Origin of the sequence: Providencia sp. PROV109 (genome assembly GCF_033681625.1) — a bacterium.
Classification (GTDB): domain Bacteria; phylum Pseudomonadota; class Gammaproteobacteria; order Enterobacterales; family Enterobacteriaceae; genus Providencia; species Providencia hangzhouensis.
Map to the genome: position 1 here is coordinate 1,475,305 of NZ_CP096320.1, position 20,721 is coordinate 1,496,025.

General features: G+C 38.7%; 20 protein-coding genes and 3 tRNA genes. 20 read left to right on the forward strand and 3 right to left on the reverse strand.

All coding sequences use genetic code 11. The features are described 5' to 3' along the window. The 10 genes from ybgC (at nt 1) to M1F25_RS06795 (ending at nt 5,967) form a co-directional block, all read left to right on the forward strand. Nucleotides 1-396 carry a tol-pal system-associated acyl-CoA thioesterase gene (gene ybgC / locus M1F25_RS06750; protein WP_004256789.1) on the forward strand — a complete coding sequence of 132 codons (396 nt, stop codon included), beginning with the start codon at nt 1-3 and terminating at the stop codon, nt 394-396. Beyond that, nucleotides 393-1,076, forward strand: a complete 684-nt coding sequence (tolQ, locus tag M1F25_RS06755) for a Tol-Pal system protein TolQ (protein ID WP_004256787.1) — start codon at nt 393-395, stop codon at nt 1,074-1,076. The genes ybgC and tolQ overlap by 4 nt, the downstream gene beginning before the upstream one ends. Nucleotides 1,077-1,094: 18 nt before the next feature. Beyond that, nucleotides 1,095-1,517 (forward strand): colicin uptake protein TolR, encoded by a 423-nt coding sequence (gene tolR, locus M1F25_RS06760; protein WP_004256786.1) that lies wholly within the window; start codon nt 1,095-1,097, stop codon nt 1,515-1,517. 51 nt (nt 1,518-1,568) lie between these two features. Further along, entirely contained in the window at nt 1,569-2,687 is a 1,119-nt protein-coding gene (gene tolA / locus M1F25_RS06765; RefSeq protein WP_004256784.1) for a cell envelope integrity protein TolA, read from the forward strand. A 146-nt stretch (nt 2,688-2,833) separates the two neighbouring features. Beyond that, the gene (tolB, locus tag M1F25_RS06770; protein ID WP_004256782.1) at nt 2,834-4,126 is read left to right on the forward strand and encodes a Tol-Pal system beta propeller repeat protein TolB; all 1,293 of its coding nucleotides are present in this window, start codon (nt 2,834-2,836) and stop codon (nt 4,124-4,126) included. Nucleotides 4,127-4,170: 44 nt separating this feature from the next. Beyond that, entirely contained in the window at nt 4,171-4,668 is a 498-nt protein-coding gene (pal, locus tag M1F25_RS06775) for a peptidoglycan-associated lipoprotein Pal (RefSeq protein WP_004909091.1), read from the forward strand. A 22-nt stretch (nt 4,669-4,690) separates the two neighbouring features. Then, nucleotides 4,691-5,482: a cell division protein CpoB gene (gene cpoB / locus M1F25_RS06780; RefSeq protein WP_004256777.1), complete on the forward strand. Its 792-nt coding sequence runs from the start codon at nt 4,691-4,693 to the stop codon at nt 5,480-5,482. 184 nt (nt 5,483-5,666) lie between these two features. After that, a tRNA-Lys gene (locus tag M1F25_RS06785) sits at nt 5,667-5,742 on the forward strand. 36 nt (nt 5,743-5,778) lie between these two features. After that, nucleotides 5,779-5,854: transfer RNA gene (locus tag M1F25_RS06790), tRNA-Lys, on the forward strand. Between the two features lie 37 nt (nt 5,855-5,891). Further along, nucleotides 5,892-5,967: transfer RNA gene (locus M1F25_RS06795), tRNA-Lys, on the forward strand. A gap of 682 nt (nt 5,968-6,649) precedes the next feature. On the opposite strand, the gene M1F25_RS06800 is transcribed toward M1F25_RS06795, so the two are convergent. Then, the gene (locus tag M1F25_RS06800) at nt 6,650-7,519 is read right to left on the reverse strand and encodes an aminoglycoside 6-adenylyltransferase (RefSeq protein WP_094962399.1); all 870 of its coding nucleotides are present in this window, start codon (nt 7,517-7,519) and stop codon (nt 6,650-6,652) included. A 420-nt stretch (nt 7,520-7,939) separates the two neighbouring features. On the opposite strand from M1F25_RS06800, the gene M1F25_RS06805 reads away from it, so the two are divergent. From M1F25_RS06805 to M1F25_RS06830, 6 genes are all read left to right on the forward strand, one after another. Further along, nucleotides 7,940-8,128 (forward strand): hypothetical protein, encoded by a 189-nt coding sequence (locus M1F25_RS06805; protein ID WP_181489500.1) that lies wholly within the window; start codon nt 7,940-7,942, stop codon nt 8,126-8,128. Continuing rightward, complete coding sequence (locus tag M1F25_RS06810; protein WP_181489501.1) at nt 8,125-8,607, forward strand: hypothetical protein; 483 nt, start codon at nt 8,125-8,127, stop codon at nt 8,605-8,607. Before M1F25_RS06805 ends, M1F25_RS06810 begins: the two co-directional genes overlap by 4 nt. A gap of 503 nt (nt 8,608-9,110) precedes the next feature. Then, complete coding sequence (gene nadA / locus M1F25_RS06815) at nt 9,111-10,151, forward strand: quinolinate synthase NadA (protein ID WP_181489502.1); 1,041 nt, start codon at nt 9,111-9,113, stop codon at nt 10,149-10,151. 66 nt (nt 10,152-10,217) lie between these two features. Next, the gene (gene pnuC, locus M1F25_RS06820; protein WP_136135598.1) at nt 10,218-10,940 is read left to right on the forward strand and encodes a nicotinamide riboside transporter PnuC; all 723 of its coding nucleotides are present in this window, start codon (nt 10,218-10,220) and stop codon (nt 10,938-10,940) included. Between the two features lie 353 nt (nt 10,941-11,293). Further along, complete coding sequence (gene aroG / locus M1F25_RS06825) at nt 11,294-12,349, forward strand: 3-deoxy-7-phosphoheptulonate synthase AroG (RefSeq protein WP_036957937.1); 1,056 nt, start codon at nt 11,294-11,296, stop codon at nt 12,347-12,349. A gap of 202 nt (nt 12,350-12,551) precedes the next feature. After that, the gene (locus M1F25_RS06830) at nt 12,552-13,496 is read left to right on the forward strand and encodes a hypothetical protein (protein WP_096864102.1); all 945 of its coding nucleotides are present in this window, start codon (nt 12,552-12,554) and stop codon (nt 13,494-13,496) included. 47 nt (nt 13,497-13,543) lie between these two features. On the opposite strand, the gene M1F25_RS06835 is transcribed toward M1F25_RS06830, so the two are convergent. Continuing rightward, nucleotides 13,544-14,290 carry a hypothetical protein gene (locus tag M1F25_RS06835; RefSeq protein WP_004256754.1) on the reverse strand — a complete coding sequence of 249 codons (747 nt, stop codon included), beginning with the start codon at nt 14,288-14,290 and terminating at the stop codon, nt 13,544-13,546. 164 nt (nt 14,291-14,454) lie between these two features. Continuing rightward, nucleotides 14,455-15,207, reverse strand: a complete 753-nt coding sequence (gpmA, locus tag M1F25_RS06840; RefSeq protein WP_004256752.1) for a 2,3-diphosphoglycerate-dependent phosphoglycerate mutase — start codon at nt 15,205-15,207, stop codon at nt 14,455-14,457. Between the two features lie 931 nt (nt 15,208-16,138). Between gpmA and M1F25_RS06845 the strand changes: the two genes are divergently transcribed. From M1F25_RS06845 to M1F25_RS06860, 4 genes are all read left to right on the forward strand, one after another. Continuing rightward, the gene (locus tag M1F25_RS06845; RefSeq protein ID WP_004256749.1) at nt 16,139-16,585 is read left to right on the forward strand and encodes a hypothetical protein; all 447 of its coding nucleotides are present in this window, start codon (nt 16,139-16,141) and stop codon (nt 16,583-16,585) included. 21 nt (nt 16,586-16,606) lie between these two features. After that, on the forward strand, nt 16,607-16,927 hold the full coding sequence (locus tag M1F25_RS06850) for a PTS fructose transporter subunit IIB (protein WP_004256746.1): 321 nt from the start codon (nt 16,607-16,609) through the stop codon (nt 16,925-16,927). Continuing rightward, nucleotides 16,914-18,032, forward strand: coding sequence for a PTS fructose transporter subunit IIC (locus M1F25_RS06855; protein WP_181489503.1), 1,119 nt, complete (start codon nt 16,914-16,916; stop codon nt 18,030-18,032). Before M1F25_RS06850 ends, M1F25_RS06855 begins: the two co-directional genes overlap by 14 nt. A gap of 91 nt (nt 18,033-18,123) precedes the next feature. Next, a complete protein-coding gene (locus M1F25_RS06860) occupies nt 18,124-20,709 on the forward strand; it encodes a glycoside hydrolase family 38 C-terminal domain-containing protein (protein WP_181489504.1) in 2,586 nt (861 codons plus the stop codon). Nucleotides 20,710-20,721: the final 12 nt, after the last annotated feature.

The window sequence follows — 20,721 nt, forward strand, 5'->3', positions numbered from 1 at the left end:
ATGTTATTTCGCTGGCCTGTTCGCGTGTATTATGAAGATACAGATGCGGGCGGTGTTGTTTATCATGCACGCTATTTAGCCTTTTTTGAGCGAGCAAGAACCGAAATGCTGCGAAATAAAGGTATCAATCAACAAAGTATGCTTGCTGAAAACCTTGGCTTCGTTGTGCGAAGCATGACAATTGATTTTGTCAAAGGCGCTAAGCTAGATGACCTGCTGGAAGTTGAAACGCAAATTATTGAAATGAAACGCGCGTCATTAACTTTTCAGCAAAGGTTAGTTGATTCGCAAGGTAACCTGCTTTGTGGGGCAAATGCCCTTATTGCTTGTGTGGACACATCAAAAATGAAGCCGATTGCGCTTCCTAAGTCTATTGTCGCGGAGTTTAAACAGTGACTGACATGAATATCCTGGATTTATTCCTTAAAGCGAGCCTTTTGGTTCAGCTCATTATGTTCGTTTTGATCGGTTTTTCTATCGCATCATGGGCGATCATTATTCAAAGAACGAAAATTTTAAATGCGGCAACTCGTGAGGCTGAAGCATTTGAAGATAAGTTCTGGTCAGGTATCGAGTTATCGCGCTTATATAAAGAAAGTCAAGCTCGCCGTGATGAATTGAGTGGTGCCGAACAAATTTTCCATTCTGGTTTTAAAGAGTTCGTTCGTTTACACCAAGCGAATATTCATGCGCCAGATGCGGTAGTCACGGGGGCTTCTCGTGCAATGCGTATCTCAATGAATCGTGAACTTGAATCAGTTGAAGCGCATATCCCATTTTTAGGTACTGTTGGCTCAATTAGCCCTTATATTGGTTTATTTGGTACCGTTTGGGGGATTATGCATGCATTTATTGCATTGGGCGCGGTAAAACAAGCAACATTACAAATGGTTGCACCGGGTATTGCTGAAGCATTGATTGCAACCGCAATTGGTTTGTTTGCAGCGATCCCTGCAGTTATGGCATTTAACCGTTTGAACTTACGTGTCAGCAAATTAGAGCAAAACTACGATAACTTTATGGAAGAGTTTTTAGCCATCTTGCATCGTCAAGCTTTCTCTGCTGATAAGAAATAAGACGGGGGAGATAAGCGAATGGCGCGCACAAGTCGCAGACGTGAGCTGAAATCCGAAATCAACATTGTTCCATTACTGGACGTATTGTTGGTACTGTTGCTGATATTTATGGCAACAGCACCGATTATTTCTCAAAGTGTGGAAGTTGAATTGCCGGATGCAACAGATACACAAACCGTCTCATCAAGTGATAACCCACCGATTATTTTAGAAGTGTCGGGGGTTGGCCAATATAATATGCGTCTTGATGGTGAGGTTTTAGAATTGTTACCACCAGAGCAAATTGCGGCAGAAGCAAAATCTCAATTAGAGAAAAATCCAAAAGCGATTTTCTTGATTGGTGGAGCAAAAGAAGTCCCTTATGAAGAAGTGATTAAGGCGCTGAATATATTACACAGCGCAGGGATAAAATCGGTTGGCTTGATGACTCAGCCTATTTAGGCTGGGTTATTGTCGTTTGAATAAGTCACAATTCTTTTTTTGGATACCAGAGTGGGAAAGACAAAAGAGAAAAAAGATAACTTAAATCGATCATTAGTGATGTCAATTGTATTGCACGTCCTATTGATCGGCTTGATTGTTATAGGCTCTTTAGTTTCCGTCGTCAAACTTGGTGGTGGCGGGGAAGAGGGAACTGTCATCGATGCGGTGATGGTTGACCCTGGCGTGGTTGTTGAGCAATATGAAGAAATGCAAAGGCAGCAAAATAACGTCAGACAAGCGGCGAAAGAGCGTAAAGAGCAAGAACAAAAGCAAGAGGCTGAGCTTAGAGAGCAGCAAGAAAAGGAACAAAAGCGTCTTCAGCAGCTTGAAGAAGAGCGTATTAAAACTGAGCGTGCAACGGCAGAGCAACAAAAGCAAGCCGAAGAACAACAGAAAAAAGCGTTAGAAGCGGCTAAAAAAGCGAAGGAAGAGCAAAAAATAGCTGAAGAAGCTGCCGCGAAAGCGAAAGCAGAAAAAGAAAAATTAATTAAAGAGCAAGCCGCTGAAAAGGCAAAAGCTGAGGCACAAGCTCAGAAAGAAGCAGAAGCGGCGAAAGCCAAAGCTGAAAAAGAAGCTAAAGAGAAAGCCGAAAAAGAAGCCAAGGAAAAAGCAGAAAAGGACGCTAAAGTAAAAGCTGAGAAAGAAGCTAAAGCTAAAGCCGATAAGGAAGCCAAAGAAAAAGCAGATAAAGAAGCGAAAGCCAAAGCGGCAAAAGCTAAGGCTGAGGCTGCAAAAAATGCGGCTTCCGTTGACGATTTGCTTGGTGATTTAACGGCATCAGGCCCTAGCAAGCAAGGTGGCGAAGCTGCAGCTGGAAAAGGTGGCGGTAAAAAATCAGGGGCATCCAATGCTGATGTGGACAGCTATGCTGGTAAAGTCAAAGCGGCTATCCAAAGTAAGTTTTATGATTCAGATACTTTCCGTGGGCGTACTTGTGAACTTCAATTGAAGCTCGCGCCAGATGGGTTATTGGTGAGTATTACACCAAAAAATAGCCCGGCCAATGACGCGGCACTCTGTGATGCAGCAATCCGAGCAGCAAAACTTGCAACGATGCCTAAACCACCTAGCAGAGAAGTCTATGATACGTTTAATAAAGCAGGTAGCACGGTTGTGTTTAAACCTTAATATTCAATAACTCAGAGCAGTCTGTATTGATATTATTAAGGCAATAGCATAAATAGTTTGTGTGGTATCTAGTTTTGTTATTATACCTTTGTTAAAATTCAGCGAATTATTGCGGTAGTAAATAATCCGCAGTAAGGGAGATAAGAATGAAGCAGGCTTTTAAAGTAGTTTTAGGGTTCCTAATGCTATGGGCGACAGTGGCTCAGGCTGAAATACGTATTGAGATCACTGAAGGCGTTAACTCAGCTCAACCTATTGGTGTTGTTCCGTTTAAATGGTCAGGTGCTGGTGCACCACCACAAGAAGTCGGCCAAATAGTCGGTGCTGATTTACGCAATAGCGGGAAATTTAACCCTATCGAACCAAGCCGTATGCCTCAACAACCAGGTACCGCTTCTGAAGTGATTCCTGAAGCGTGGACAGCGTTAGGTATTAACGCAGTTGTTGTGGGGCAAGTACAGCCTGCAGCAGATGGTAGCTTTGTTGTTAGCTATCAGTTAGTCGATGTCGCGGCTAATCCAGGTGCTGTTTTATCTCAGAACCAATATAAAGTAACAAAAGAATGGTTACGTTATGCAGCGCATACTGCAAGTGATGAAGTCTTTGAAAAATTGACAGGTATTCGTGGTGCATTCCGTACACGTATTGCTTATATTGTTGTCAACAAAGGCGGTCAGTATCCATATGAATTACGTGTTTCTGATTACGACGGTTTTAACCAGTTTACGGTTCACCGTTCACCAGAACCTTTGATGTCGCCAGCATGGTCACCAGATGGTGAAAAACTGGCTTATGTTACATTTGAAAGCGGCAGTTCAGCACTTGTCATTCAAACCTTATCGACAGGAGCGGTTCGTCAGGTAGCATCATTCCCTCGTCACAATGGGGCACCTGCATTCTCTCCGGATGGGACTAAACTGGCATTTGCATTGTCTAAAACAGGCAGCTTGAATTTATATGTAATGGACTTAGCGAGTGGGCAAATTCGTCAGGTAACCGATGGTCGTAGTAACAATACCGAGCCAAGCTGGATGCCAGATAGCCAAACTTTAGTCTATACTTCAGATCAGGCAGGACGTCCGCAGATTTATAAAATGAATATTAATGGTGGCAGCCCTGAGCGTGTGTCCTGGGAAGGAACACAAAATCAGGACGCTGATGTTAGCCCGGATGGTACTTTCTTAGTGATGGTCAGCTCCGGTGGCGGTCAGCAACATGTCGCCAAACAAGATCTGGCAACGAATAACGTTGAATTTTTAACGAAAACGTTCCTAGATGAAACGCCGAGTATCGCACCTAACGGCACTATGGTAATTTATAGCTCCTCTCAAGGCTTGGGGACTATATTGCAGCTAGTTTCGACCGACGGGCGTTTCAAAGCGCGTCTTCCGGCTACCGATGGACAGGTTAAATTTCCTGCCTGGTCGCCGTATCTGTGATGCATAATAATAATGTGTGGCAAAAAATATTAAGGATCAAAACGATGCAACTGAATAAAGTGCTTAAAGGGCTGATGATCGCGTTACCAATCATGGCAGTCGCAGCTTGTAGCTCTAACAAAAACAATGACCAAGATGGCGTAGATACTTCTACTAACCAAACTAATACTGGTCTGTCTGCGGAAGAGCTGGCACGTCAGCAAATGGAACAGCTGCAACAAAACAACACTGTTTACTTTGGCTTTGACAAATACAACGTATCTCCAGAATACGCTGAAATGTTAGATGCACACGCAGCATTCCTGCGTAGCAACCCATCTGTACGTGTTGTTGTTGAAGGTCATGCGGATGAGCGTGGTACTCCAGAATATAACATCGCGCTGGGCGAGCGTCGTGCTAATGCAGTTAAAATGTACCTGCAAAGCAAAGGTGTTTCTGGTGACCAAGTTTCACTGGTTTCTTACGGTAAAGAAAAACCAGCTGTGTTAGGTCACACTGAAGCAGACTACGCGAAAAACCGTCGTGCAGTCATTGCATACTAATAGATAAGCGAAATTATCTATTATGAACAGTAACTTCAGACACTTACTAGTCGGTCTGTCGTTATTGGTTGGCGTAGCGGCCCCTTGGGCCGCTATTGCCCAAGCGCCAATCAACAATGTCGGATCTGGTTCAACAGCAGACCGCCTTACCCAACTTGAGACAGCAGTTAGCTCTCAAGGTCAAATTCTGTATCAAATCCAACAGCAACTCGCTGACAATCAACGCGACATCGACATGTTACGTGGTCAGATTCAAGAAAGTGAATATAAATTGAATCAAGTCATTGAGCGTCAGAAAGATTTATACATGCAATTAGACAATGCGGGCGGTGGTAATTCAGCAACCTCAGGCGATACAGCAACACCTGACACTAGCGCATCAAATGGATCATCTTCCTCAGCGACACCTACGGCAGCGGCCAATACAGGTGGAAATGAGAAAGATGATTACAATGCTGCAGTCAAATTAGCGATGGAAAGCAAATCCAAAGCTCAAATTGACCAAGCAATAGGTGCATTACAAGGTTTTATTAAAGCCTACCCTAAGTCTGGGTATCAATCTAACGCCAACTATTGGCTGGGGCAGTTAAACTACAATAAAGGTAGCAAAGACGATGCTGCTTTTTATTTCGCCACTGTAGTTAAGCAGTATCCTAAATCCCAAAAAAGCAGCGAAGCCTTATATAAAGTTGGGCTGATCATGCAAGATAAGGGACAAAAAGATAAAGCGAAAGCTGTTTACCAACAGGTATTGAAACAATATCCAAACAGTGCTGGTTCAAAATTAGCCGAAAAAAAGCTGAGTACACTTTAATTTATGGCCCCGAAGCAATATTACCGAATATTTCGGGGTTATCAGTATGATAAGTGTGCGTTTAATCTTTTTTTGCAAAAAAATCATTGCACCCTCGTCAGAAATCAGTAATATAAGCCGCCGTTGATACGAGAATACGGTTAGCCGAAAATCTCGAAAAACAGAAAGAAATTTAGTTTTAGATGGGTCGTTAGCTCAGTCGGTAGAGCAGTTGACTTTTAATCAATTGGTCGCAGGTTCGAATCCTGCACGACCCACCATCTAAAACCTATAGTAGTAAAAAAAACAATTTAGATGGGTCGTTAGCTCAGTCGGTAGAGCAGTTGACTTTTAATCAATTGGTCGCAGGTTCGAATCCTGCACGACCCACCATCTAAAACCTATTGTAGTAAAAAAAAGCAATTTAGATGGGTCGTTAGCTCAGTCGGTAGAGCAGTTGACTTTTAATCAATTGGTCGCAGGTTCGAATCCTGCACGACCCACCATCTCAAGGCATTCCTAAGCAAATAATCCAATTTAACAATCACCTAAGTAAACACTCAGTCGTTAAGCCATACCTCGACAAGCTGGTTGCAGGTTCAGCCCGTAGGGTAAATCCGAAGGATTTAAATCCTGCACGGCCCACCATCTCAGCATTAAATCTAAGCTAACTCCGAATCAAGCAAACGCTCAGTCGCCAAGCTATACCTCGATAAGCTGGTTGCAGGTTCAGGCCGAAGGCTAAATTCGTAGAATTTCAATCCTGCACGACCCACCATCTCAACCCATTCCTAAGCAAATAATCCAATTTAACAATCACCTAAGTAAACACTCAGTCGTTAAGCCATACCTCGACAAGCTGGTTGCAGGTTTAGCCCGCAGGGCAAATCCGAAGGATTTCAATCCTGCACGACCCACCATCTCAAGGCATTCCTAAGCAAATAATCCAATTTAACAATCACCTAAGTAAACATTCAGTCGTTAAGCCAGACCTCGACAAGCTGGTTGCAGGTTCAGCCCGTAGGGCAAATCCGAAGGATTTCAATCCTGCACGACCCACCATTTCAAGCCATTATCAAGCAAGCAATCCAAGTAATATTTACCTAAGTAAGTACTTAGTTGTCTAATCGCTCACAACAATAAAAGCACCGCATTCCTTTGCTGTGCTTCATTTATATTTATCTTATTTTACAGTGTTTCAGGGAGTAGGGCGTTATCCTGCAAAATGCCAATAAGCAGTTCTTGCATTTTTTCTGCCATAAGCTGCATATCATTGAAGCCTTGAAGGCTAGCGAGCTCGGTAGCTACTTCATTAAAGCAGCGCATCAAACACTGAAGAGACAATGAAGCGCTGTGAGCCGTTCCACAATTAAAAATAACCTCCAATGCCTCGATATAGGGTTTAGGCATCCATTCGTGATATTGACGGCCTTTATACCAAACATGCTTACCTTGCAGAGAAACTAGGTTTTCAACTAGTGTGAGAAAATACTGCTTCATATCTGCACTTCGCGACCATGCCACCCATAACTCATTTCGTGTGAGTGCGATGGCGACTTGATGAGCCTCATGCCAAAAATCGGTGATTATCTCGGCAAATTCAGAGGCACTAACAGGCTTTGGCTGTAAAGATGTTGAGTTGGCATTTTCAGGTAGTCCATTAGCGATCCCTGTTTTATCCAATAAAACAGTAAAGCCCCGTGAAAATGTCGCATCTAAACCTTCACACTTCATTTTTTCGAGACGCTCAGGTTCTGCAAAAGTGAAATCAACTTTGCGGCCTTCTTCATAGATCACCAAGCAAGTAGGCCAGTCTGGCGCATCATTTTCTTCGTTAAGTAAATGAAGAGCAGCCAAGGGGGTACCAAAGTTATTAATCCAATGTGTTTGTTGGAATAGCTCTGTCACCCCGTGGCCAATCAATTCGATATCAATATCAGAATAACTATCGATATGTTGTTCTCGCCCTCGAGAGCCGGTTAATACCACGGCTTCAATTCTTGGATCGAGCAATGAAACTGAAATAATTTTATTTATTAATAATGCAGGTGATTCCATAACTGACCTAATGAATTAAGTAAGGATGGCTACGATACCGATAAAGAGGTAGAAAAGCGAAGGTTCAAACGTAAAAAGTATGAAAAGAGTACTTAAATGACTAAGTTTTTTCTAAAGTGAGGGAAAGTCGTTAACATTTATAGGAGAGGTATCAGAAATTCAGCAGTGTTAGTACCAAAATTGTCTTAATTGTTAAAAGTATATTGCATTAAACATGAAGATGGGAAAGATTACAATGATGATAACTAATCTAAATTTACTTTAAATTCTATTTTTTTTTGAAAGCACTCTGAAATTATTCTGTGTTTTATTATTTGCATCTATATTTATAAGGTATAATTTACTTTGTTATATATTAAAATGAAATTTGTATTTAATTGCTTAACAAATTATTATTTGTTTTTTTAAGAGGGAATTAAAATGGGAATGAGAACAAAGGAACTAAACGGAGATGAATGTTTTTTGGAATTAAAAAAACATTATGAATATATGAATGGAATTATACAAGAACTTCATGCAGAACTAGGTGAGTTAGCTGAAAAAATATTAAAAACCCAGCAGAGAAAAAAAACATTACACCAAACATCGCTGAGGATTATGATAATGTGACAGAAAAAATTCGTAATTATCCATATATTGGCTCTAGATTACACCGACTGTTATCCAAGTCTGATGCCAGGGTTAGCCAGTTGGTCATTGATGCTAAAGGGGATACTTTAGCTTTTCACGGTTCCTTGGCTAAAGTAAGATACACTGCAAATGATATATCTTATATGGTAGGATATTTACATTATAATAACCAATTAGATGAGAGTTTAAATACTAGTAATTCTGAGAATGATGAACTTAAAATTGTTGATGAATGTAGACAAGAAATGGACATGTCGAGTGATAAATTAATACAAGATAATACTAAAGAAGGTGAGGTTATTAGTAATAAAAATAAAATAAAATCAGAATGGCATATTGATGGTGGTAATTTAACAGATAATATTGCAGGACTTTATAGCAGAGAGCAAATTCTATCTAATGTAGTAAGTCATGATAATATTGTAGAATCCATTCTTCTACCTATACCAATATATTAGTTGCATATCTTCCTTTGATTCATCATACCTGCCTACAATGCAAGTAGGTAGGTTGTTACTTTTTCATTTCATGACATTTATAACCGTAATTCTTCAAGTTGCAGCGCTTTTAGTTGAGGTATAAGTGACTGGGCTACGCTCGCCGAGTCACAGAGTTTATCTATGCATCCCGTCTATTTCCTTTGTCGCATATCACAGTTCGAATTATTTGGGTTATGTAAAATTAACTTGTACGCTCCCTATTACATATACAAATTAACCTTCTAATTAAACACCATTTATTGATAAATCAAAGATCAATCAACTTTTACTTTGATGTCTGGTATATCCTTTGAGGTAAATCGGTAATAGGGAGGAAATGATGCTAGATAAGTAAAAATAGTGAAGACTTATTGAGCAAACTAGCGTATCGTGTTTAGTATATAAAACAAAATGTGTGTAAACTTGCGGTTTTAAACTTGCATAAGGTAATAAAATCGCTTTTTGCTAAACAGAGGCAACCAATGAGCGTGTTTATCGATTTTGACCAGTCAGTTTATCCGTTCCCAGCAAAACCAGCACGATTAAGCTCGGATGAAAAAGAATTTTATCGGCAGAAGATTAAGTCGCTATTGGTGGAGAAAAATGCGGTAATCGTTGCACACTACTATACTGATCCTGAAATTCAAGCACTTGCAGAAGAAACTGGGGGCTGTGTTGCAGATTCACTTGAAATGGCGCGTTTTGGGGCTAAACATTCGGCATCTACCTTAGTTGTTGCTGGAGTGAAATTTATGGGTGAAACCGCAAAAATTCTCAGTCCAGAAAAACAAGTCTTAATGCCAACATTAGAAGCCCAATGTTCCCTTGATATAGGTTGCCCTGAAGAAGAATTTATCCGTTTTTGTGATGAGCATCCAGATAGAACTGTGGTGGTGTATGCTAATACTTCAGCAGCAGTAAAGGCTCGGGCTGATTGGGTAGTCACATCCAGTATTGCTGTTGAATTAATAGAGCACCTTGATAGCTTAGGTGAAAAAATAATTTGGGCCCCAGACCGCCATCTTGGGCGTTATGTCCAACAACAAACTGGGGCTGATATTCTGTGTTGGCAAGGGGCTTGCATCGTTCATGATGAATTTAAAACACAATCATTAGAAAAAATGAAAGCTCTATACCCTGAAGCTGCGGTATTGGTTCACCCTGAGTCACCACAAGCGATAGTCGACCTTGCAGATGCGGTCGGTTCTACAAGTCAGTTAATTAAAGCAGCACAAAATTTGCCTAACCCATTGATGATAGTGGCGACGGATAAAGGTATTTTTTACAAAATGCAGCAAGCTTGCCCGGAGAAGACGCTTTACATCGCTCCAACAGCGGGTGAGGGCGCAACATGTCGAACTTGCGCACATTGCCCTTGGATGGCAATGAATGGCTTAAAAGCGATTGCTGATGCTTTGGAAGGGAATTCGCAAGACCATCAAATTCATGTCAGTGAGATATTACGAGAAAAAGCATTACGACCATTAAATAAAATGCTAGATTTTGCAGAGAGTCTAAAATAATAAAATATAATTTGAATGAAATACTGAGCAATACAACATTAACGATCACTTATAAAGGATTTTGGGATGGATTTCTTTAGTACAGCCAATACGTTAGTGCAGATCCCGCTTTGGGGATCAGTTTATGATTTATCTTACATTGAAGCCGTGGGGACCATTGCTGGTTTACTTTGTATTCTACTTGCGAGTCTAGAAAAAACGATTAATTATCTATTTGGGTTAATTAACGTTTCTCTGTTTGCAGTTATTTTCTTTCAAATTCAGCTATATGCAAATCTATTATTACAGATATTTTTCTTTGCCGCCAATATCTATGGCTGGTACGCATGGAGCAGAGTTACTAGTTCGCAGCAAGCAGAGCTAAAAATTCGTTGGTTGAGCTTACCAAAAGCAGCTATAGCACTGGTTATTTCAATTATCGCGATTATTTATCTGACATTTAATATTGATGCGGTATTTGGTGTGTTGGCGAAATGGGCCGTCGAGTTATTAAATCTATTTGGCGCTAACCTCGCAATGCCTGCAATAGAACCTGATGCCTTCCCATTCTGGGATTCGACGATGACCATTCTTTCCGTTGTCGCGATGATTTTAATGACACGTAAATATGTAGAAAACTGGTTGTTGTGGGTCATTATTAACGTCATCAGTATTGTGATTTTCTTTATTCAAGGTGTTTATGCCATGTCCTTAGAATACTTAATTTTATTAGGTATCGCCCTAAATGGCTCTAGGCTTTGGATAAAATCAGCAAAAGAAAACGGCTCCATGCCCATTTCTCGTACTTAGACAGAAAAAATCATCTAAAACAGCTAAAGTGGCATTATCGTCATTTAGCTGTTTTAGTTATTATTTGCTCTGAAAAATGCCAGTTTTGCCTACTTATCATGCTAAATTTCAACATTTCACCTCATTTTATAATTGGCTACTAATAAAGTCCTAGTTTTATCGTGCGCTTGCCTGTTTACAGATGTCTGTTGAACGGTTAGATTAAAATTTCGATGCTAATTATCTTTTATCCTTTCGAGTACAGTGAAGGAATTCAGCTGTCTACTCTGCGCTTTGTTCGGGCGAAACCAACTTGGATAAATTTGGCATGTAAATCAACTACAGTAAAAATAATAAACATTGGATATACAGGTATGAATTATCAGAACGATGACGTCAGAATAAAACAAATAAAAGAATTATTACCACCAATTGCTCTACTTGAAAAATTTCCAGCAACCGACAAAGCTGCGTTTACCGTTCATGAAGCACGCCTGGCAATCCACAATATTTTAGCCGGTAAAGATGACCGTTTAGTGGTAGTTATTGGCCCTTGCTCGATTCATGATACTAAAGCGGCTTTAGAATACGCAGAGCGCTTGGGTAAATTACGTGAGGAATTAAAAGGTTCTCTGGAAATTGTGATGCGCGTGTATTTTGAAAAGCCACGCACAACGGTAGGTTGGAAAGGGCTAATTAATGACCCTAAAATGGATTGTAGCTTTGATATTAACGAAGGTTTACGTATTGCTCGTGAATTATTGCTGACAATCAATAACCAAGGCTTACCAACTGCGGGTGAGTTCTTAGATGTCATCAGCCCACAATATGTGGCAGATTTGATGAGTTGGGGAGCTATTGGTGCTCGAACCACGGAATCACAAATTCACCGTGAGCTAGCGTCTGGTTTATCTTGCCCTGTTGGTTTTAAAAATGGTACAGATGGCACAATTAAAATTGCCATTGATGCAATTAACTCAGCGCGTTCAGCCCACTGTTTCTTGTCAGTGACTAAGTGGGGCCATTCTGCGATAGTGAACACCAGCGGAAACCCAGATTGCCATATTATTTTACGTGGTGGTAAAGAACCAAATTACAGTGCTAAGCATGTGCAAGAAGTCCGTGAAGGGCTAGAGAAAGCGGGGCTTGTGCCTAGTATCATGATTGATTTTAGCCATGCAAATAGCTGCAAAAAATTCGAAAAACAAATGGAAGTGGCGACGGACGTTAGCGAGCAAATCCGCCAAGGTGACCGTTCGATTACAGGGATTATGATTGAAAGTAATCTTGTTGAAGGTAACCAGAATCTCGAATCTGATGAGCCATTAGTTTACGGTAAAAGTGTGACGGATGCGTGTATTGGTTGGAGTGATACTGAAAAAGTATTGCGTCAGTTATCAGATGCGGTGATCGCTCGTCGAAATAAATAATTTAAGAATAATAAGTACATCAAGCCAGATATTTTAATATCTGGCTTTTTTTATATATATACAGCACGATGGAATTTTATATTTTTTATTATACAAAAAATAAATTAGTTTTTTATTCTAAGCTGCATTATTATTTTTTTGTCATTTTTATTAATGGCATTCTTTAAAGTTAGTTAAGTTTTCATATAAAGGAGTATATAAAATGGCATTAACTGATAAATCAAGAATTAATTATGAAATCAATCTTAGAGTACTTTCTAATAAATTGAAAGAGAATGCAGAAATAATGCAAGAAAGTATTATGAATGCTAGAAAAGAGTTAGAGGAAGATCGTGTAAGACTGAATAATGATATTGATATTAGCATTAGAGGAGGCTGGGGGAATGATAAAGATAAAACCGATTCATTTAAATATATTGATTCGTTAAATGATTATCTTAACATAAGAGCAAGTGAATATAAGGATAATATTAAGGTATCTGAGTTAATGAATGAGTACATTGAAAACCCAGATAAAAGAACGGCTATCTTAGAACAAATCCGCCCTCTCGCTGAAAAGGTAAGTCAATTAGATGAAGTGCCTATTTTGTCTCGCAAAAATTATCCTTCAATGAATTCAGCAATTTGGTATGATTTGAAAGCGAATATTTCTGGACCTAAATTAAATAATGATTTCAAGTATGAAGTTGAATATATATTTAATTTAATGAATGCAGAAATAGATAACGATAATGGATATATTTCCAATAATGTCTATAATTATATGGAGGATGTTAAATATATTCGGGAAGGAATCCCCCGCATTGAGAAATCAATTTTAGAATATGAGGCAGACTATGTATCGGACAAAGAATCATTTCCTAGCGCTGAATATTACAATGAATTTATATCAAGTTTAAAAGATAAAGTTAAAGAAGATAAAAGAATAGTTTCTATTATTAATGAAACTATTAAAGAATATGTAATTAAAAATCCTAATAGTACAATTCATTTAAGTGGGAATAGTGGTTTTTCTCCAGTAGATATTTTGGGAGAATGGACTGTTTCGTTCATAGATAATCACTTTATTAGTATAGGTTCTCCTAATGAAGTGAATATTATTAACTTGACTCCACCTGTAATGCCTATGATACCTAACGCAAATTAATCGTAACGACTGCCGGCTTGTCAAGCGGCAGTCATTGTGTCGCCCACTTACTGTTTTTTTTGAATTTGGTTAATGAAGGTATTCAATTTTGACTGTTCTTCAGGTGTTGCATTTGCCGGAGTTGCCGTTAATTGCAATCGTTCAGTATCGGTCTGGACATCAAAATGTACTTTGCCTTTCTCGCCTTTTGTATATTCCACCTCTTTTAATGGAATACGATAACAGTAAGCGAAAATGTTTGGGCGAATATAGAAATATGAGTCTTTAATCGCTAAATAGACACCATCACCCGCTTTTTTGCCAAAGTAACCAAGGAAAATGGTGAAAACAAACAGGAACATCCCTAAGCTTTGGCTTAATATAATAAAGGTGATACTGATTAAGCCAAGTGCAACAACTAAAATACGGTTATTGCGTTTGTTGAACTCAACGCGTTGGTCAAATTGAACATTTAAAGAGGTATCAAATTGGGTTAACTGATGGTAACGCCAGCGGATCGCAGAGAAAATCATTCCCATGGTAAATACAATGGTGATTGGCATTAATGCTAGGCTACTGAGTACGGCAAGGACAATGGATAACCGAGGTTTATAAGTCATCACCATCATACTAATAATTTGTACTGGGAAGCTGATACAAGCAATGATCATTAAGGTTTTCATCAGCTCGGCATTAGCAGCACCATTTGAACCATCAACGACTAATTCGCCACCTTGGATCATATACAGCAGGGAACCCAAGATACTGGCGCTAAGTACAAGGCCAACCCAAACATACATATTAAATTTGTTCATTTTATTGTTTTATCAACCTTTCAATGTGTTTTCCCTATAATAATCGGTTATTGGGATTTCTTACACTGTGAGTTAAGTTTTTTTGAGGAATAGAAGTAAATGGATAAGAAAAAAGGGCTAAGCATATGGCTTAGCCCTTCAATATTTAGAGATAAAGTTAATAATTACTTCGCTTTACCTTGGTTTGCTACTGCGGCTTGTTTTGCAGCAATTTCATCTTGGTTACCTAAATAGTAACGTTTGATTGGTTTCATGTTTTCATCGAACTCATAAACCATTGGTACCGCAGTTGGGATGTTTAATTCCAAAATTTCATCTTCACTTAAGTTGTCTAAGTGTTTCACTAAAGCACGCAGAGAGTTACCATGAGCGGCAATAATGACTTTCTCGCCACTAGTAACGCGAGGCTTGATGACTTCTTCCCAGTAAGGAACGACACGCTCAATAGTGGTTGCTAAGCTTTCAGTAACGGGTAATTCTTTATCTGACAGTTTCGCGTAGCGAGGATCGTGCCCTGGGTAACGCTCATCATCTTTTTCTAGGTCTGGAGGTGTGATAGCAAAACCACGGCGCCATAATTTAACTTGTTCGTCACCGTATTTTGCCGCGGTTTCTGATTTGTCTAAACCTTGCAGAGCACCGTAGTGGCGTTCATTTAATTTCCAGCTTTTTTCAACGGGTAGCCATGATTGTTCAACTTGATCAAGGATATTCCATAAAGTATGAATAGCGCGTTTCAGAACGGAAGTGTAAGCAAAATCAAACACAAAACCTTCGTCTTTTAGCAGTTGGCCTGCAATTTTTGCTTCTTCGCGGCCTTTATCGGACAGTTCTACATCAGTCCAACCTGTGAAGCGGTTTTCTTTGTTCCACTCACTTTCACCGTGTCTTACTAAAACCAGTTTAGTTACAGCCATAGCTAAAACTCCTATCAGTACACTCAAATTAAAAATGAATTATTGCTGACCTACATTATAGGGATAGTCAACTCGAACGCTAGTAGCAACTTGCATTTTCTCCCTATCAATGCGAAAAACAAATTTTACACGAGAGTGATGACTTGTTTTCTAGGTTCATAGATCCTGTGGATACTCTAAATTTAACTCGAATTGAATCGATACAGCAAGTGGTAAAATGATTGTTTGTGCATTCCCATGATAGATATCAATCTAAGCACTCAATTACCTCTAACAAGAAGAACCGGTAATGGCTATTTTTTACGAGTTATTGGAGATTATTGCTTCTATCTATAATTTTACAGCATTAGATTCTCTTTTCGTATGATTTTTGTTCAAGGATGCATTCACTCTAAATTTTTTAATGATATAGCTAAGAAAAATGAGCATGAAAGTGACTAATGGATTGATAAGGTTGAATTTTTTAATGTTTATTTATGCGTTATTTTATAATCTTATATTGAGTAATATCATTTAGGTGCTTTAGGGGTATCAATCGAATTATTATATTTCTCTATCCTAAATTAATTGTTTTTTGATTTTTTTGTTTCATTGTATCTCTTTAAATTTAGCCAATAAGAAAAATGGCATTCTATATAAAAACATATAAAAATAGCTTCTATTGGATTAATATAAAAAGCTCAGATTAATAATTAATAGTATTGCGAAATTCTTAGATTATTATACTTTTAGGCTTTCAGTGAGGTTATTATTTATCTAAAAAATTTATTTTAGATAAATCTTTGATAATCAGGTTTTTATTGAAGAATGAAAATAGCCATTAATATTTTTAGCATTTTAATTTTTATTTAATTTAATAAATGAGGGTGGAATCACAGTAATTTTCTATTTTATACGTTTAGAATGGTACTAGTTTCTAAAGGGGGACACTATGTCTTTACATTTTGCTTTATTTTTTAAAGGCTGCATTTTATTTTTGCTATCACTTGATAGCAAAATGAAAGCTTTATTAAGCAAAATTTGCTGGTTTGTACCAATTGCTTCCCTTGAAAAAGATGAATCTGAGAATTCTAATCAATCTGAAAATGATTTCTCAGTTAATTGGTCGCAGTTATGGCAGAGTGCACAGAAGCTTTATATTTCTGTATTTGATAGCGATTTAACTAAATTAGAAAGAAATGCTTATGTTAATCCTTTAATATCATTAAATATTCGTAAACGTCACGAATTGATCTTTTTATTCCTTGTGTCCAGTTTGCGCCACATAATGATTTGTCGTCATTCTAGTGGTGCACCTGGAAATATTATTTCTTTACCTTTAGCTGCCTTTAAAAAGCACAATGCGCATTTATGCCATTGTGCTTTTTTTATTGTCTGAATTAAATTTTAAGGAGTTGTTATGTTTATTGTTTGTGTTGCGGCTTGTCCTACTGGTGTTGCTCATACATATATGGCTGCTGAATCGTTGGATATCATAGGAAAAAAAAGAGGCCATGAAATTAAAGTTGAAACTCAAGGGAGTATGGGAATTGAAAATGAGATTACCAGTGACGATTTAGCAAGAGCAGATGCGGTCATTTTGGCTGCTGATGTCGCTGTTATTAATAAGGAGCGATTTAATGGGATGATTAAGCTTGAATGCAGTGTTGCAGACCCAATCAAGTATGGCGATGCAATTATTGATGCAATTGAGGAGGAAATGAAAAATGGGGCAGTCTAATGGAACATCGAAACTAGGCATTGGTACGGAAATAAAAAATGCCATTATGACGGGTGTGTCATGGATGCTGCCATTTGTTATCGCAGGTGCAGTGATTATGGGGATATCTCGTATTGGTGCATCTTTATATGGTATTGATAATATTTGGGATTCTAGCCATCTGGAAGCTACAAATTTCGTCGTCCAAGTGCTTCATAAATTTGATGGTTTTGGAGGATTAGCACTCTCTCTTATGTTACCTATCGTCGCGGGGTATATCAGCTTTGCTATCGCGAATAAGCCTGGTTTAGCGCCTGGAATGGTCGGTGGTTTGTTGGCAAGTAATTTAGGCACCGGGTTTTTAGGGGCCTTAGCAGCAGGGTTTATTGCTGGTTATATTGTACGTTTATTAGCTAAATATACGAAATTACCAAAATCACTTGCATCAGCAGGACCGATTTTTATTTTGCCAGTAGGTGGTACATTACTCACCTGTATTATTATGGCATTTGTGATTGGTGCACCTTTAGCGGCACTTAATCATGGTATGGAGCAATGGCTTTTATCAATGTCGGGATCTAATAAAGTAATTCTTGCTGCCGTTATTGGCGCAATGGTTGGATTTGACCTTGGTGGCCCGGTTAATAAAGCCGCAGTAACCACTGCAATGGCATTATTAGCATCGGAAATTTACGAGCCAAATACAGCAGCTCAAGTTGCTATTATTATTCCCCCAATTGGGATCGGTTTAGCAACGCTAATTTGGTCAAAACGTTTTCCTGAATCATTAAGAGAAGCAGGAAAAGCTTCTACGCTAATGGGGTTAATTGGCGTTTCTGAGGGCGCGATCCCATTTGCTCTTGCTAATCCAAAGACTATTATCATTAACATTATTGGTGCAGCAACAGGTGCAGCTATGGCGGTCGGTCTAGGTGCGATAAATCATGCTCCTATTTCGGGATTTTATGGGTGGTTAGCCGTAGATAAATGGCCGATATATATATTATCGGTTGCTGTGGGATCTGCAATTATTACTATTGGCTCTTTATTAATATTTCGTGGTAATGAAACGATAGAAACTAAAAAAACAGAAACAGCTATTCCTAAATTTAAAGTCGGTCGTTAATTAGAGAGTTATTTTAATAATGTCGTACAGTGTTAATTAGCGTGAATAACGTGACGGGGCTGTTCTGCTAAAAATATTTTAAGGTCATAAAATGAAAACGGTACATTTAATTCAACATACGCACTGGGATCGTGAATGGTATTTCACTGAGAATGATTCAAAAATTGTTCTTTATTATTTCATGAATGATTTAATTAAACATTTAGAAGAAGATCCTTCTCTTGGCCCCTTTGTTTTAGATGGGCAAACCGTGGTGCTGGAAGATTATTTACAGGTTGCACCAGAAAGGCGTGATTGCTTACAGAAATTAATTAAACAAGGCCGAATTCTTATTGGCCCTTGGTACACACAAACTGATTTTTTAGTCGTTGGAGCGGAATCTATCACGCGAAACTTACTGTTGGGAAAAGTAGATTGTGAGCAATGGGGCGGTTATATGCCAATAGGCTATGTGCCTGATTCATTTGGACAAAGTGCACAGCTACCTATGTTTTTGCAAGAGTTTGGTATCAAACATGCGGTCGTATGGCGTGGATGGTGTGAACATGATGTCGCAAGTAGTGAATTTATTTGGAAATCGCAGTCAGGTCATAGTGTGGCTACTGCTGTATTACCTTGGGGCTACGGCTGCGCGAAATGGTTACCTGATAATCCAGAAAAAGCCTCTGCCGTTTTACCTGCTATCTTGGAAAAACAAGCCCGTTTTGCTCACTCAGACCAAATATTACTACCTAATGGTAATGACCAATCCCCTTTTGAATATGCCGTACCTGCGATGCTTGAGCAATTAAATAAAGTTCAAAAGGAATATTATTTTGTCAAAAGTAGTTTCAGTGCATTTTTTGATGCTTTACAAGTAAATAGCACTGAACTACCTGAATTTAATGGTGAATTGCTGAGCCCGAAATATATGCGTGTACATCGTGGTATTTTTTCTACTCGAATGGACATTAAATTATTAAATGCAAAATTAGAACAATTTGTTAGTCAACAACTTGAGCCTCTTCTATCCATTAACTGGCGGCTTGGTTTACCTTATCCACAAACTGCGATTGATAATATTTGGCGTAAAGCTATGCAGTCACACGCTCATGATAGTATCGGCGGATGTAATTCTGATCGTGTTAATAGCATGGTGAAAGCACGCTTACAAGATGGTTTAGAAAGTGCAAATCAACTGTTTGACCTTAATATGAAGATGCTTGCTCGCGGGATTGAAGCAAAACAAGATGGTAAAAAAATTATCATTTTCAATTCGTTGCCACATAAAAGAGATGCTCAAGTTTGTATTACACTTTATACACCTGAAAATGATTTTTGTATTAAAGACGATGCAGGAAAACCTTGCCGCTGGCAACTTATTCATGAAGAAAAACAAGATATGTCTTTGATTGTACAAGAATTGGCGAATAGCACGACAACGACATGGTACCGGAAATGCGAAGTCTTGCTTGAAGTGAAAGAGTTACCTTCATGCGGTTATCAGACTTTTTATTTGGTTGAAGGGGAAAATTCAGGTTTTGAAATTCAACAAAACATTCAAACTGAAAATACATTAGAGAATGAATGGCTGAAACTTGAACTGCACCAAGGACGATTGTTATTAACTGATAAACGTAATCAACAACAATACCCAAATATTCTTAGATTAATTGATGGTGGAGACGAAGGAGATAATTATAACTATTCGCCACCTGAAGATGATTGGTTAATTAGTAGTGATGGACACTTACAGCAATTTAACTGTGTAAGAGCATCGTTAATGGATTCATTTATTCTAAATTGGCGAATTCCAGTACCACAGAATGCAATTGCTCGCCAAACCAAACAGGTTAATGCGCATTTATCTGCCACAATGCAGGTTTCTTTACCTCATGATAAGGCATGGCTAGATGTTGAAATCACAATTGATAATACCATTGAAGACCATCGAATTCAGGTTGAAATTCCTACGGAAATTCAACAGACATTTCACTTTGCAGACCAACCTTTTGGTTTAATTCAGCGAGAAAATAATCCAGCCAATATGGATATTTGGCAAAGTGAAAATTGGGTAGAGGCACCAACAGCGCTTTATCCAATGCAAAGTCTGGTAATGCAACATGATGATAAAAAAGGTATTTGTATCGTTACTGAAGGACTAAGAGAGTATGAAATCCCAGCCAATCAACCTGACATGATAAGAATAACACTTTTGCGCAGTGTGGGTTGGCTAGGCCAAGCAGAACTAACTTGGCGGCCAGGGCGTGCATCAGGTATGGTTTTGCCGTCACCGGAATCACAAATTCAGGGGCTTCATCATTTCCATTTTGCTATATTGCCGATAGAAAATGGCCAAAGCGCTCAACTATGGCGTGATATTGAGCATTGGCGTTTACCTGCATTTGGTTACCTAGATTCCGGTTGGTCTCAATTTAAAACGAATCCTCATTATATTGTTTTTCCTGATAATTATAGTTTATTGACGTGGGATAGTGAGCTGCACTTCAGCACGTTGAAAAAAGCACAGAATCAAGAGTCACTGATTTTACGTGGGTGGAACCCAAGTAGTGAAACCAAAACCTATACAGAACCTAAGTCGAATACGTTGATACATCAAGTTACTTTATCGGAGTCTATATGCATAAACACAGATAAAGCAGCTCCTTGTACACCTGTGTCTTGGTTAATTGACTAATTAATAAAGGAA

Bases quoted from the DNA above. Each gene is read 5' to 3' on its own strand.
- pnuC (WP_136135598.1), top strand. From the start codon at position 10,218: ATGGATTTCTTTAGTACAGCCAATACGTTAGTGCAGATCCCGCTTTGG.
- nadA (WP_181489502.1), top strand. From the start codon at position 9,111: ATGAGCGTGTTTATCGATTTTGACCAGTCAGTTTATCCGTTCCCAGCA.
- M1F25_RS06835 (WP_004256754.1), bottom strand. From the start codon at position 14,290: ATGAACAAATTTAATATGTATGTTTGGGTTGGCCTTGTACTTAGCGCC.
- M1F25_RS06800 (WP_094962399.1), bottom strand. From the start codon at position 7,519: ATGGAATCACCTGCATTATTAATAAATAAAATTATTTCAGTTTCATTG.
- pal (WP_004909091.1), top strand. From the start codon at position 4,171: ATGCAACTGAATAAAGTGCTTAAAGGGCTGATGATCGCGTTACCAATC.
- tolR (WP_004256786.1), top strand. From the start codon at position 1,095: ATGGCGCGCACAAGTCGCAGACGTGAGCTGAAATCCGAAATCAACATT.
- M1F25_RS06860 (WP_181489504.1), top strand. From the start codon at position 18,124: ATGAAAACGGTACATTTAATTCAACATACGCACTGGGATCGTGAATGG.
- cpoB (WP_004256777.1), top strand. From the start codon at position 4,691: ATGAACAGTAACTTCAGACACTTACTAGTCGGTCTGTCGTTATTGGTT.
- aroG (WP_036957937.1), top strand. From the start codon at position 11,294: ATGAATTATCAGAACGATGACGTCAGAATAAAACAAATAAAAGAATTA.
- tolB (WP_004256782.1), top strand. From the start codon at position 2,834: ATGAAGCAGGCTTTTAAAGTAGTTTTAGGGTTCCTAATGCTATGGGCG.
- gpmA (WP_004256752.1), bottom strand. From the start codon at position 15,207: ATGGCTGTAACTAAACTGGTTTTAGTAAGACACGGTGAAAGTGAGTGG.
- M1F25_RS06855 (WP_181489503.1), top strand. From the start codon at position 16,914: ATGGGGCAGTCTAATGGAACATCGAAACTAGGCATTGGTACGGAAATA.
- M1F25_RS06830 (WP_096864102.1), top strand. From the start codon at position 12,552: ATGGCATTAACTGATAAATCAAGAATTAATTATGAAATCAATCTTAGA.
- M1F25_RS06850 (WP_004256746.1), top strand. From the start codon at position 16,607: ATGTTTATTGTTTGTGTTGCGGCTTGTCCTACTGGTGTTGCTCATACA.
- M1F25_RS06845 (WP_004256749.1), top strand. From the start codon at position 16,139: ATGTCTTTACATTTTGCTTTATTTTTTAAAGGCTGCATTTTATTTTTG.
- ybgC (WP_004256789.1), top strand. From the start codon at position 1: ATGTTATTTCGCTGGCCTGTTCGCGTGTATTATGAAGATACAGATGCG.
- M1F25_RS06805 (WP_181489500.1), top strand. From the start codon at position 7,940: ATGGGAATGAGAACAAAGGAACTAAACGGAGATGAATGTTTTTTGGAA.